The organism is Streptomyces sp. cg40, from assembly GCF_050320165.1.
Taxonomy (GTDB): Bacteria; Actinomycetota; Actinomycetes; order Streptomycetales; family Streptomycetaceae; genus Streptomyces; species Streptomyces hokutonensis.
This window is the reverse complement of the sequence record NZ_CP190128.1, coordinates 1,633,071-1,645,780: the sequence shown is the minus strand read 5'-3', so window position 1 is coordinate 1,645,780 and position 12,710 is coordinate 1,633,071. Positions and strand designations below refer to the sequence as shown.

At 71.9% G+C, this 12,710-nt stretch carries 10 protein-coding genes; 6 read left to right on the top strand and 4 right to left on the bottom strand.

The genetic code is table 11. The features are described 5' to 3' along the window. Positions 1 to 43 precede the first annotated feature (43 nt). The 5 genes from ACQHII_RS07330 to ACQHII_RS07310 all read left to right on the top strand — a co-directional run bounded on the left by ACQHII_RS07330 (position 44) and on the right by ACQHII_RS07310 (position 7,267). Positions 44 to 1,225 carry a CaiB/BaiF CoA transferase family protein gene (locus tag ACQHII_RS07330; protein ID WP_427918476.1) on the top strand — a complete coding sequence of 394 codons (1,182 nt, stop codon included), beginning with the start codon at positions 44 to 46 and terminating at the stop codon, positions 1,223 to 1,225. Positions 1,226 to 1,236: 11 nt separating this feature from the next. Next, positions 1,237 to 2,451: an acetyl-CoA C-acetyltransferase gene (locus tag ACQHII_RS07325; RefSeq protein ID WP_427918475.1), complete on the top strand. Its 1,215-nt coding sequence runs from the start codon at positions 1,237 to 1,239 to the stop codon at positions 2,449 to 2,451. Positions 2,452 to 2,531: 80 nt separating this feature from the next. Continuing rightward, positions 2,532 to 4,709, top strand: a complete 2,178-nt coding sequence (locus ACQHII_RS07320; RefSeq protein ID WP_427918474.1) for a 3-hydroxyacyl-CoA dehydrogenase NAD-binding domain-containing protein — start codon at positions 2,532 to 2,534, stop codon at positions 4,707 to 4,709. 105 nt (positions 4,710 to 4,814) lie between these two features. After that, complete coding sequence (locus ACQHII_RS07315; RefSeq protein ID WP_427918473.1) at positions 4,815 to 6,446, top strand: thiamine pyrophosphate-binding protein; 1,632 nt, start codon at positions 4,815 to 4,817, stop codon at positions 6,444 to 6,446. 80 nt (positions 6,447 to 6,526) lie between these two features. Then, positions 6,527 to 7,267, top strand: coding sequence for an IclR family transcriptional regulator (locus ACQHII_RS07310; protein WP_427918472.1), 741 nt, complete (start codon positions 6,527 to 6,529; stop codon positions 7,265 to 7,267). A 171-nt stretch (positions 7,268 to 7,438) separates the two neighbouring features. On the opposite strand, the gene ACQHII_RS07305 is transcribed toward ACQHII_RS07310, so the two are convergent. The 3 genes from ACQHII_RS07305 to ACQHII_RS07295 form a co-directional block, all read right to left on the bottom strand. Beyond that, positions 7,439 to 8,911, bottom strand: coding sequence for a sugar ABC transporter ATP-binding protein (locus ACQHII_RS07305; RefSeq protein WP_427918471.1), 1,473 nt, complete (start codon positions 8,909 to 8,911; stop codon positions 7,439 to 7,441). A 1-nt stretch (position 8,912) separates the two neighbouring features. Beyond that, positions 8,913 to 9,977, bottom strand: a complete 1,065-nt coding sequence (locus tag ACQHII_RS07300) for a sugar ABC transporter substrate-binding protein (protein WP_427918470.1) — start codon at positions 9,975 to 9,977, stop codon at positions 8,913 to 8,915. 106 nt (positions 9,978 to 10,083) lie between these two features. After that, a complete protein-coding gene (locus ACQHII_RS07295) occupies positions 10,084 to 11,130 on the bottom strand; it encodes an ABC transporter permease (protein WP_427918469.1) in 1,047 nt (348 codons plus the stop codon). 135 nt (positions 11,131 to 11,265) lie between these two features. Here ACQHII_RS07295 and ACQHII_RS07290 point away from each other — a divergent pair, with 135 nt between their 5' ends. Further along, positions 11,266 to 11,991: an SDR family NAD(P)-dependent oxidoreductase gene (locus tag ACQHII_RS07290; protein WP_427918468.1), complete on the top strand. Its 726-nt coding sequence runs from the start codon at positions 11,266 to 11,268 to the stop codon at positions 11,989 to 11,991. On the opposite strand, the gene ACQHII_RS07285 is transcribed toward ACQHII_RS07290, so the two are convergent. Next, a complete protein-coding gene (locus tag ACQHII_RS07285; RefSeq protein ID WP_427918467.1) occupies positions 11,968 to 12,681 on the bottom strand; it encodes a MerR family transcriptional regulator in 714 nt (237 codons plus the stop codon). The genes ACQHII_RS07290 and ACQHII_RS07285 overlap by 24 nt on opposite strands. Positions 12,682 to 12,710 lie beyond the last annotated feature (29 nt).

Here is a 12,710-nt window from a genome sequence, read left to right as displayed (position 1 = left end):
ACATCATCGGTGTTACATCAGTTGTGTCACAGCTGGGGGCTGGATGACAGCGGCAACGACGCCCGGGCACGGCCCGCTCTCCGGCGTGCGCGTGGTCGAGCTGGCCGGGATCGGCCCCGGCCCCTTCGCGGCCATGCTCCTCGCCGACCTCGGCGCCGACGTCGTCCGCGTCGACCGGCCCGGCGGCCCCGGACTCGGCGTCGCCCCCGAGCACGACATCACCAACCGCAACAAGCGCTCGGTCCTCGTCGACCTCAAGGCGTCCGACGGCCCCGCGCGCGTCCTCGACCTGGTCGAACGCGCCGACATCCTCATCGAGGGCAACCGCCCCGGCGTCACCGAACGCCTCGGCGTCGGCCCCGAGGCCTGCCACGCCCGCAACCCCAAACTCGTCTACGGCCGAATGACCGGCTGGGGCCAGGACGGCCCCCTGGCCGACCGCGCCGGGCACGACATCGCCTACATCGCGCTGACCGGCACCCTCGGCATGATCGGCAGCCCGGGGGAGCCCCCGCCCGCCCCCGCCAACCTGCTCGGCGACTACGCCGGCGGCTCGCTCTACCTGGTCGTCGGTGTCCTCGCCGCGCTGCACCACGCGCGCGTGACGGGCACCGGCCAGGTCGTCGACGCCGCCATCGTCGACGGCACCGCCCACCTCTCCGCGATGATCCACGGCATGCTCTCCGCCGGCCACTGGCAGGACCGGCGCGCCGCCAACCTCCTCGACGGCGGCTGTCCGTACTACGGCACCTACGCGACCGCCGACGGCGGGCACATGGCGGTCGGCGCCCTGGAACCGCAGTTCTACGACGAGTTCACGAGCCTCCTCGGCCTCGCCGACTTCGCCGACGCCCGCCGGGACTGGGCGCGTTGGGGCGAACTGCGCGAGGCGGTCGCGGCCCGCTTCCGCAGCCGTACGCGAGACGAGTGGACCGTCGTCTTCGAGGGCACGGACGCGTGCGTGGCGCCCGTGCTGTCGCTCCGTGAGGCCCCGAAGCACCCGCATCTCGCCGCGCGCGGGACCTTCACCGAGCACGGCGGGATCGTCCAGCCCGCCCCCGCGCCCCGGTTCTCCGGAACGCCCACCTCCGTGCGCGGCGGGCCCGCCCTGCCGGGCGCCGACACCTCGGACGTGGCCCGTGACTGGGACGTCCCCCGGCTTGCCGACGTCGTTGAGGACGGTGATCGGGGAACACCTCGACGCGTCCTCGAAAACCCTCAGTGAAAGGCTTGGCAGTGAGCACCGAAGCGTATGTCTACGACGCGATCCGCACCCCGCGCGGGCGCGGCAAGGCGAACGGATCCCTGCACGGCACGAAGCCCATCGACCTGGTCGTCGGACTGATCCACGAGATCCGCGACCGCTTCCCGGACCTGGACCCGGCCGCGATCGACGACATCGTGCTCGGTGTCGTCGGCCCGGTCGGCGACCAGGGCTCCGACATCGCCCGGATCGCCGCCGTGGCCGCCGGGCTCCCGGACACGGTGGCCGGAGTGCAGGAGAACCGCTTCTGTGCCTCGGGTCTGGAGGCTGTCAACATGGCCGCCGCCAAGGTGCGTTCGGGCTGGGAGGACCTCGTCCTCGCCGGTGGCGTCGAGTCGATGTCCCGGGTGCCGATGGCCTCGGACGGCGGCGCCTGGTTCAACGACCCGATGACGAACCTCGCCGTCAACTTCGTGCCCCAGGGCATCGGCGCCGACCTGATCGCCACGATCGAGGGATTCTCGCGTCGTGATGTGGACGAGTACGCGGCCCTCTCGCAGGAGCGCGCGGCGACGGCTGCCAAGGAGGGCCGCTTCGAGCGTTCCGTCGTCCCGGTCCTGGACCGCAGCGGCCTCGTCGTCCTCGACCACGACGAGTTCCCGCGCCCCGGCACCACCGCTGATTCGCTCGCCAAACTGAAGCCGTCCTTCGCGGACATCGGCGAACTCGGCGGCTTCGACGCCGTGGCCCTGCAGAAGTACCACTGGGTGGAGAAGATCGACCACGTCCACCACGCGGGCAACTCCTCCGGCATCGTCGACGGCGCCTCCCTCGTCGCCATCGGCTCCAAGGAGGTCGGCGAGCGCTACGGCCTCACCCCGCGCGCGCGGATCGTCTCCGCGGCCGTCTCCGGCTCCGAGCCGACCATCATGCTCACCGGGCCCGCCCCGGCCACCCGCAAGGCCCTCGCCAAGGCCGGGCTGACCATCGACGATATCGACCTGGTCGAGATCAACGAGGCCTTCGCCGCGGTCGTCCTGCGCTTCGTGCGGGACATGGGCCTGTCCCTGGACAAGGTCAACGTCAACGGCGGCGCCATCGCGCTCGGCCACCCGCTCGGCGCGACCGGCGCGATCATCCTCGGCACCCTCGTCGACGAACTGGAGCGCCAGGACAAGCGCTACGGCCTCGCCACGCTGTGCGTCGGCGGCGGCATGGGCATCGCCACGATCGTCGAGCGCATCTGAACTCCCCAGCGGCCGACAGGGATTTCTGCGGCCACCCGAGGCTTCCGCGGCGACCAGAGACTTCTACGGAGAACCCCCTCATGACCGAGAGCACCACCATCCGCTGGGAACAGGACGACACCGGCGTCGTCACCCTCGTCCTCGACGACCCGAACCAGTCCGCGAACACCATGAACGCGGCATTCCGCGACTCCCTCGCCGCGGTCACCGACCGCCTGGAGACCGAGCGGGAGTCCGTCCGGGGCATCATCTTCACGTCCGCCAAGAAGACGTTCTTCGCGGGCGGCGACCTGCGCGACCTGATCCGCGTCACCCCGGACACCGCGCAGGAGCTGCTCGACGGCGGCCTCGCCATCAAGCGCAATCTGCGTCGCATCGAGACCCTCGGCAAGCCGGTCGTCGCGGCGCTCAACGGCGCGGCCCTGGGCGGCGGTTACGAACTCGCCCTCGCCTGCCACCACCGCGTCGCCCTCGACGCCCCCGGCTCGAAGATCGGCTGCCCGGAGGTCACCCTCGGCCTGCTCCCCGGAGGCGGCGGAGTCGTCCGCACCGTACGCCTGCTGGGCATCACCGACGCCCTGCTGAAGGTCCTGCTCCAGGGCACCCAGTACAGCCCGCAACGCGCCCTCGACAACGGCCTCGTCCACGAAGTGGCCGCCACCCCGGACGAGTTGATCGCCAAGGCCCGCGCCTTCATCGACGCCAACCCCGAGTCGGCCCAGCCCTGGGACAGGCCCGGCTACCGTATCCCGGGCGGCACCCCGGCCAACCCCAAGTTCGCCGCCAACCTGCCCGCCTTCCCGGCCAGCCTGCGCAAGCAGACCAACGGCGCCCCCTACCCGGCCCCGCGCAACATCCTCGCCGCCGCCGTCGAGGGCGCCCAGGTCGACTTCGAGACCGCGCAGCTCATCGAGGCCCGCTACTTCGTCGAACTGGCCGCCGGGCAGACCTCGAAGAACATGATCCAGGCGTTCTTCTTCGACCTCCAGGCCGTCAACTCCGGCGCCAACCGCCCCCAGGGCATCGAGTCCCGCCCGGTCCGCAGGGTCGCCGTCCTCGGAGCCGGGATGATGGGCGCCGGCATCGCCTACTCGTGCGCCCGCGCGGGCATCGACGTCGTCCTGAAGGACGTCACTGCGGAGGCGGCGGCCAAGGGCAAGGCCTACTCCGAGAAGCTCTGCGCTAAGGCCGTCTCCCGCGGTCGTACGACCCAGGAGAAGGCGGACGCGCTGCTCGCCCGCATCACCCCCACCGCCGACCCGCAGCGGCTCGCGGGCTGCGACGCGGTGATCGAGGCCGTCTTCGAGGACACCTCGCTCAAGCACAAGGTGTTCCAGGAGATCCAGCACATCGTCGAGCCCGACGCGCTGCTCTGCTCCAACACCTCCACCCTCCCCATCACCGCCCTCGCCGAAGGCGTCGAGCGCCAGGCCGACTTCATCGGGCTGCACTTCTTCTCGCCCGTCGACAAGATGCCCCTCGTCGAGATCATCAAGGGCGAGCGCACCGGCGACGAGGCCCTCGCGCGCGCCTTCGACCTGGTCCGGCAGATCAAGAAGACGCCGATCGTCGTCAACGACTCGCGCGGCTTCTTCACCTCACGGGTGATCGGCCAGTTCATCAACGAGGGCGTCGCGATGGTCGGCGAGGGCATCGAGCCCGCGTCCATCGAGCAGGCCGCCGCGCAGGCGGGCTACCCGGCCAAGGTCCTTTCCCTGATGGACGAGTTGACGCTCACCCTCCCGCGCAAGATCCGCAACGAGTCGAAACGGGCCGTCGAGGAGGCGGGCGGCACCTGGCCGGGCCACCCCGCCGAGGCCGTCATCGACCGCATGGTCGACGAGTTCGGCCGCACCGGGCGCAGCGGTGGCGCGGGCTTCTACGACTACGGCGACGACGGCAGGCGCGCCGGGCTGTGGCCGGGCCTGCGCGAGCACTTCACGCGCGAGGGCGCCGAGATCCCGTTCCCGGACATGCAGGAACGCATGCTGTTCTCGGAGGCCCTCGACACCGTCAAGCTCCTTGAGGAGGGCGTGCTGACGTCCGTCGCGGACGCCAACATCGGGTCCATCTTCGGGATCGGCTTCCCGGGTTGGACCGGAGGGGTCCTCCAGTACATCAACGGCTACGAGGGCGGCCTGCCCGGCTTCGTGGCGCGCGCGCGTGCGCTCGCCGAGCGCTACGGGGAGCGGTTCACCCCGCCCGCGCTGCTCGTGGAGAAGGCCGAGAAGGGCGAGCGGTTCACCGACGCGCGCTGACGCGCCGACGTATCGCTGAGCGACACGCTGTCCTTGCCTCGCGGGGACGGGACCCCGACGCTGACCGGCGAACCGGTCAGCGGTCCCGTCCCCCGAGGAGCCCCCATGGGTCACCGTCCCGCGCTCGCCCTCCTCGACATCCTGCGCGGCGAGGGCGTGGACCGGATCTTCGGCAACCCCGGCACCACCGAACTCCCTTTCCTGGCCGCCCTGTCGGAGGCCGAGGACGCCCCCGAGTACGTCCTCGGCGTCCACGAGGGCGCCGTCGTCTCCATGGCCGACGGATACGCGCGCGGCACCGGCCGCCCCGCGTTCGTCAGCCTGCACATCGCCGCCGGGCTCGCCAACGGCCTCATCGGCCTGCTCAACGCCCGCCGTTCGCGCACCCCGCTCGTCGTCACGGCCGGCCAGCAGGACCGCCGCCACCTCCAGCAGGACCCCATGCTCTCCGGCGACCTCCTCGGCCTCGCCCGGCCCGCGGCGAAGGCGACGTACGACATCCAGCACGCCCGCGACCTGCCCCTCGCCCTGCGCCGGGCCTTCGCGCAGGCCAGGCGGCCACCCGCGGGACCGGTGTTCCTCTCCCTCCCCATGGACCTGCTGACCGAGGACACCGAGGTCGAGGTGCCCGCCCGCACCGCGCCGCCCCGGCCGGGCCCCGCCGCCGGGCTCGACCGGGCCGCCGTCCTGCTCGGCGGCGCCGCCCGTCCCGCGATCGTCGCCGGGGACGGCGTGGGCCGGGAGGACGCGGTGGCCGCGCTCGTCCGTACGGCCGAGGCCTGCGGGGCGACCGTTTACCACCAGCCGATGGCCGACTGCCTCAACTTCCCCGCCACGCACCCTCTTTACGCCGGGATGCTGCCGCCTCGCCACGACGCGATCCGGGCCGCCCTCGCGCCGTACGACACCGTCCTGATCGTCGGTGCCCACGCCTTCACGCCGCACCACTACAGCCCGGGGCCCGCCCTGCCGCCCGGCATCACCGTCGTCCAACTCGACTCGGACGGCGACGAGATCGGCCGCAACTTCCCCGCCGACGCGGGCCTGGTCGGCGCCCTCGCACCCTCGCTCCACCGGCTCTCCGAGCTGCTGCGCGAACAGGTCCCCGACCACACCGCGAAGGCCCGCGTCCTGCGCGCCGGTGAACGGCACACGGCCGAGCGGGCCCGTGCCGAGTCCGCCGCGCGTGCCGCCTACTCGGCGGCGCCCCTCGCCCCCTGGGCCGCCGCCCACGCCGTCGCGCGAGGCCTGCCGCCGGATGCGGTGGTCGTCGAAGAGGCCATCACCGTCGGCCTGTTGCTCCGCCGGCTGCTACGACTCGACCGCCCCGGCAGCTACACCCACACCGTTGGCGGCGGCCTCGGCTGGGGCATCGGCGCCGCCGTCGGCCGCTCGCTCGCCGACCCGGGGCGGCCGGTCGTCTCGGTCCTCGGGGACGGCTGCGCGCTGTTCGGACTCCAGGGGCTGTGGAGCGCGGCGCGGCAGCAGGTGCCGGTGCTGTTCGTGGTGATGGGCAACGGCAGCTACCGCACCCTCCAGGACACCTACAAGTCGATGGGCGGCAGCGGCAGTTGCCCCGGCACCGAACTCGGCACCCTGGACTTCACGTTGGCCGCGCGTTTCTTCGGCGTCGACGCGGTCCGGGCGGAGAGCGCGGACCACCTGCGCGAACTGGTCGCCGGGGTCGACGAGTTGACGCGCCCGATGCTCGTCGACGTACCGCTACGGACCTCGTAGAGATACCGCTTCGATTGCGGTCGCGACTCACCGTGGCCCACACCTTGTCACCCGTGTGCGGAAGCGACCACCATCGGTCCATGACGGACGGGCAGTTGCCGAAGTCGGTGCTCGCACGCGGGGTGTTGCTGCTCCGCGTCTGCGGCGAGGCCGGGACCGCGCTCTCCCTCGCCGAACTGGCCGTGCGCACGGGCCTGCCCAAACCGACGGCGCACCGGCTCATCGGCGAACTGGTCCGGCTCGGCCTGGTCGAGCGCATGGCGGACGGCAGCTACCGCATCGGGCTCGCCCTCTTCGTCCTCGGTCAGTCCTCGCCGTCCGTACGGGAGTTGCGGGACGTGGCGCTGCCCTACCTGGGCGATCTGCACGAGGCGACCCACGAGAACGTGCACCTGGCCGTCCCGGACGGCACCGACACCCTCTTCCTGGAGAAGATCACCGGCCGCCGCGCCACCCCGATCGTCTCCCGCACCGGCGGCCGGCTGCCCGCCCACTGCACCGCCACCGGCAAGGTCTTCCTCGCCCAGGACCCCCGCCCGCCCCGTCGCACCCTGCCCCGCCTCACCCCGCGCACCCTGGTCCTCCCCGGCCAGCTCGCCCGCGACCTCGCCCTCACCCGGGCCCGCGGCTACGGCGTCAACCTGGAGGAGGCCGAGATCGGCATCTCGGCGGTCGCGGCCCCCGTCTACGCCGCCGACCGCGGCTCCCGCCCGATCGCCGCGATCTCCGTCACCGGCGGCACCCGCCGCCTGGACGTGGACCGCATCGGGGCCCGGCTGTGCGCCGCGGCGCGGGCGATCACGCGGAGCCTGTCGGTCTGACGGGGGCGTCTCGGGAGCTCGGTGGTCTGACGCGGGCGTATCGGGAACCTGTCGGCGTGAGGCGGGCGTCTCCGGACTCTGTCGGTCTGACGCGGTCGCGTCCCGAGCCTGTTGGCCTGGTGCGGCCACCTCCGGACTCCGCCGGTCGGACGCCGCCTCCTCCGGACCCTGTCAGTCCGACGCCGCCACCTCCGTCCGCTGCATCGCCACCGCCAGCCCGTGCTCGTTCAGTTGCTCCCCGCGTACCTCCTCGGTGACCTTCCCGCGTACGAACACCAGCACCCGGTCGCACACCTCCGTCAGCTCCGCGAGGTCGGTCGAGGCGATCAGGACGGCCGCGCCGCCCGCCGCCAACTCGCCGACGATGCGGTGCATTTCGGCGCGTACGCCGACGTCGACACCCCGGGTCGGATCGTCCAGGACGACGATCTTCGGCTCGGTCGCGAGCCACTTGGCGAAGACGACCTTCTGCTGATTGCCGCCGGACAGCCGGGCCACCAGGTCGTACGGCCCGCCGCGCAGCCGCAGTCGCCCGGTCAACCCGGTCGTGACGCGCACGAGTTCGGAACGCGTGGGGGCGATCCCGCCCCGGCCGAGGGCCAGCCAGCTGACCGCCGTCGTGTTCTCCCACACCGTACGGTCCACCATCAGCCCGTACCGTTTGCGGTCGCTCGGCACGAAGGCGACACCCGCGCGCACGGCGCCCCGCAGCGAGCGCGGCAGCCCCCGCCCGCCCACGTCCACCCGGCCCGCGGCAACCGCCGCACGCCCGCACACCACCGCCAACGCGTCGAGGTGGCCCGCTCCTTGGAGTCCCGCGACCCCGACCACCTCACCCGCCCGAACGGTGAACGTCACATCGGTCAGCCGCCCCGGCACGGTCACGCCGGAGAGCACCACGGGCGGCGGCCGGTCCACCAACGACCGTACTCGGCGCGGCGGTTGCTCCGGCCGGCCGCCCAGCATCGCCGACACCAGCTCCGGCACGTCGACCTCGGCCCGCTCCACGCCCGCCAGGACGACCCGCCCGTCACGCAGGACCGTCACCCGCCGCGCGAAGCGCATCACCTCGTCCAGGAAGTGCGAGACGTACAGGACGGCGATGCCCCGGTCGGTCAGTGCCCGCAGGACGCGTTCGAGGCGGTCGACGGCCGCGGCCGGCAGCGCCGACGTTGGCTCGTCGAGGATCAGCAGCCCGGGGCGGCGCAGCAGAGCGCGCGCGATCTCCGTCAACTGCTGGTTGGCCAGCGACAGTTCACCCAGTTCGGTGCGCGGGTCCACGTCGAGCCCGAGTTCCGCGAGGACCGGCCGGGCCGCCCGGTCCATCGCGCGCCGGTCCAACAGGCCCAGGCGCAGGGGCGGATGCTGCGGGAAGAGGTTCTCGCGGACGGTGAGGTCAGGGAAGAGGCTCAACTCCTGGGAGACGACGGCGATCCGGGTGTCCTTGGCCGACCGCACCGTCCCGCCGTCCGCGCCCAGCGTCCCCGACAGGATGCGCACGAGCGTCGACTTCCCGGCACCGTTCTCACCGACCAGCGCGTGCACCTCACCGCCGCGCAGCCGGATCGACGCGCAGTCCAACGCCCGTACACCGCCGTAGGACTTGACGAGTCCCTCCGCCACGAGCATGTCGTCGTGGACCATCTCAGCGGGCGTCCTTCAGCGGCTTGAGGTTGGCCGCCTCGTCGCCGAGCAGCTTGTCGATCGTCGGCTTGTACCAGTCGTAGGCCGCCTGCGCCGACTTCTGCCGGGCGATGATCTCGTCGATGTTGGACGAGTCGACGACCCCGCCGGGGGAGAGGAACCAACCGTCCGGCAGCTTCCCCTTCTTGTCGCGCACGGCCTCGATCAGCATCGCCGTCGACAGATAGCCCTTCAGGAAGTGCTGCGGGTCGATGGTCACGAAGTTGGAGCCGTCCTTCACCGCGTCCAGGGTCTTGGGGTCGACGTCGAAGCCGGCCGTCAGCCACTTCCCGTGCTCCGCCTTCTTGATCTTGGCGAGGTTGTAACTGTCCGCGTCACCGACACCGAGGAAGGCGAGCGCGTCCGGGTGCGCGTTCACCTGCGCCGACCAGGAGCTGTAGTTCTGGCCGGGATCGCTGTACGTCTGGAACGGTCCAAGGACCTTGACGCCGGGCGCCTCCTTCTTGAACGTGTCGGAGATGCCCTTGGCCCGGTTGTCCAGCACCGGTGTCCCAGGGTTGGGCACGCCGATGACGATCTGGCCCTTGGGGTTGGCGCCCAGCCGCTTCAGCGCCTCCTTCGCCATCAGCTCGCCGAGCGCGTAATTGTCGTTCCCCACATAGAAGTTGACCTTGCTGCCGTCGGTGGGCGAGGTGTCCAGGGCGACGATCGGGATGCCCTGGTCGACGGCGCGCGCGGCGGGGCGGGTGAAGATCGGCGGGTCGAGGTTCTCCAGGACGATGCCGTCCTTCGCGACCGCGGTGAGGTTCTGGAACAGCTGCACCTCCGCCGGGCCGTCCGTGTTGGGCGGTCCTACGGCCTTGAAGTCGACCTTGCCCGCGTGGCTCGCCGCGCTCTGCGCGCCCAGCACCATCTCGTGGGCGAAGTTCAGGGAGATGTTGGCGACCGAGATCCCCATCTTCAGCCGGCCGCCGCTGCCACCGGAGCCACCGCTGCCGCAGCCTGCGGCGGCCAGCAGGACCAGGGCGCCGAGCGCCGCGGACCACGTACGCGAACGGGGGTGCATCACGGCCTCCAAAAGGCTGGACCACAGGGGGACTTGGATCGGAGGGGGGTGGCTTGGAGCAAACAGGGGCTTGGGTCCAGGGGGACTCGGCGGACCACGGGGGACTTCACTTGCGACGGCGCCCGGTGCGGCGCAGCGCGCTGTCGGCCGCGACGGCGACGAGGATCACCCCGCCGGTCGCGAACGACGTCCAGTTGATGGGGACTTCGAAGAACACCAGGCCGGAGGCGACGACCGAGAGGATCATCGCCCCGGCCACCGCACCGACCACCGAGCCGCGCCCGCCGGCCAGCGGAGTGCCGCCGATGATGCACGCGGCGATCGCCTGCAACTCGTAGCCCTGGCCCAGAGTCGGATCTCCGGCGCCGTAGAAGGCGAGCGCGAGGGCGGCGGCGCAGGCCGTGGTGAGGCCGGACAGGGCCAGTGCCTGGATTCGGGTGCGGACGACCGGGATGCCGCTGAACGCGGCGGCGTCGGGGTTGGACCCGATCGCCCGCACCCGGGCCCCGAAGCGCGTCCGGGACAGCACGACCGCCAGCACGACGATCACCGCGAGGAGCACCCACAGCGCGAACGGCACCCCGCCCGGATCACCTCCCGCGAACGTGAAGAACGAGTTGTCCAGCGGGAGATCGGTGATCTGCTTGCCGTCGGCGAGCGCCAGCCCGACACCCCGGAACAGCATCAGCGTGCCGAGCGTGACGATGAACGACGGCAGCGCCAGCAGCGTCGTCACCAGCGCGTTGAACACCCCCAGCACGATCCCGGTGACCAGCATCACCGGCACCGCCAGCCACGGCGGGGTGCCGTCCCGCACCAGCAGCGCCCCGACGACCAGGCACATCGCGTAGCTGCCGCCGACCGACAGATCGACCTCGCGCATCGACAGCGCGAAGACCATCCCGCAGGCCATCAGGGAGATGTAGACGGAGTTGTGGGCGGTGGACAGGAGGTTGTTCGTGTCCAGGAAGTCCGGGTACGGGATGCCGATCCCGGCGATCAGCAACCCCAGCACGAGCAGCACACCGAACTCGTCCCGGACCCACCGGCGTGGAACCGGCTTCAACCGGCCCTGCCCGCCGCCCTGTTCGCGGGCGCGCTCGGCGTCGTCCGCATCGTCCGCGTCGTCCACGGCACGCTCGGTCTCGGTCATCGGGCACGGCTCCCGTACGGCTGGTGCTGGGGTCGTCACGCAGGGTGGGCCCGCCGGGCGTGAGCGGCAACAAGGGCGTTTCAGCGAGTGGAATGCGCTCTTGCCGGGTGCCTGACGCATCGCCACACTCGCCCCATGGAAACGCGGACCGCCCTGGTGACCGGAGCGGCGCAGGGCCTCGGGCAGGAGTTCGCCGTCGCGCTCGCCGGGCGCGGTTACCGGGTGGCCGGACTCGATCTCGTCCCGCAGCCGGAGACCGCCGAAAAGGTGCTGGACTACGTCGAGTTGATCGGCGACGTCACCGACGAGGCCCAGGTGCAGCGGGCGGTGGACCGCCTCATCGGCCAATTCGGCACCCTGCACGTCCTGGTGAACAACGCTGGCGTCTACCCGTCGCGCCCCTTCGAGGAGATCACCCCCGAGGAGTGGCGCCGGGTCATGAGCGTCAACCTGGAGGCGCCGTTCCTGCTGACCCGCGCGGTCCTGCCGTATCTGAAGGCCGCCGGCCGGGGCCGGGTCGTCAACATCGTCTCGGCGGCAGTCCTGACCGCACCGCCCACGATGGTCCCGTACGTGGCCTCGAAGATGGGCCTGATCGGCTTCACGCGCTCGCTCGCGGCGGCGCTCGGGCCGTACGACATCACCGTCAACGCGATTGCGCCCAGCATGGTGCGCACCGCGACCGCCGAGCGGACGGTCGGCGCCGGCGGCGGCTTCGAGCACGTCCGCGACCAGCAGGTGGTGCCGCGCACCCAGCAGCCGTCCGACCTGGTCTCGACGCTGCTCTACGTGGTCGACGAGGGCAGCGGCTTCCTGACCGGGCAGACCCTCAACGTGTCAGGAGGATCCGCCTACTTGTGAGGCGCCGAGCCACTGCTGGAGCTCCTCCCGCAACGAGCGCTGAAAGGCCGTCAGCAGAGCCTGCAGCACGAGGGGTTGCATGTGCGCGGACAGCGACTTCACGTCCTGCGCGGCACGTTGGGACACCTCCTCGCGGAACACCCGCGACAACTCGTGGGCCGCCGCGCGGGAATGCTCGATCAGTACGGTGCGCGCCGCGAGGATCGCCTCCTGCGACAGCGGTACGTCGAGCAACCCCACCCCGAGCCGCAGCAGACCCGCGTCCACGCGGTACGCGTCGCCGTCGACCCGGACCACGTCCATCGCGACGAGCCGCTCCACGTCCTCCTCGGTGAGCGCCCGCCCGGCCCGCCGCTCCAGGTCCCGCCGGTCCAGGGTCTCCGTACCCTCCGGCGCCCACGACGCCACCACAGCCCGGTGGATCGCGAGGTCGTGCGCGCCGAGATCCGGCGGCAGCTGACCCACGTACCGCTCGATCGCCGCCAGCGTCATGCCCTGGTGCTGCAACTCCTCGATCAGCGCGAGCCGCGCCAGATGCTCCGGCCCGTAGTGCCCGACCCGCCGGGCCCCGATCACCGGCGGCGGCAGCAGCCCCTTCGTGCCGTAGAACCGGACCGTGCGGACCGTGGTGCCGGCCCGCGCGGCCAGTTCGTCGATCGTGAGCGTCGGCTCCCCGGTGTCGGTCGTCATGCGCAGCAGTATCGCTGTCCCACCAACGC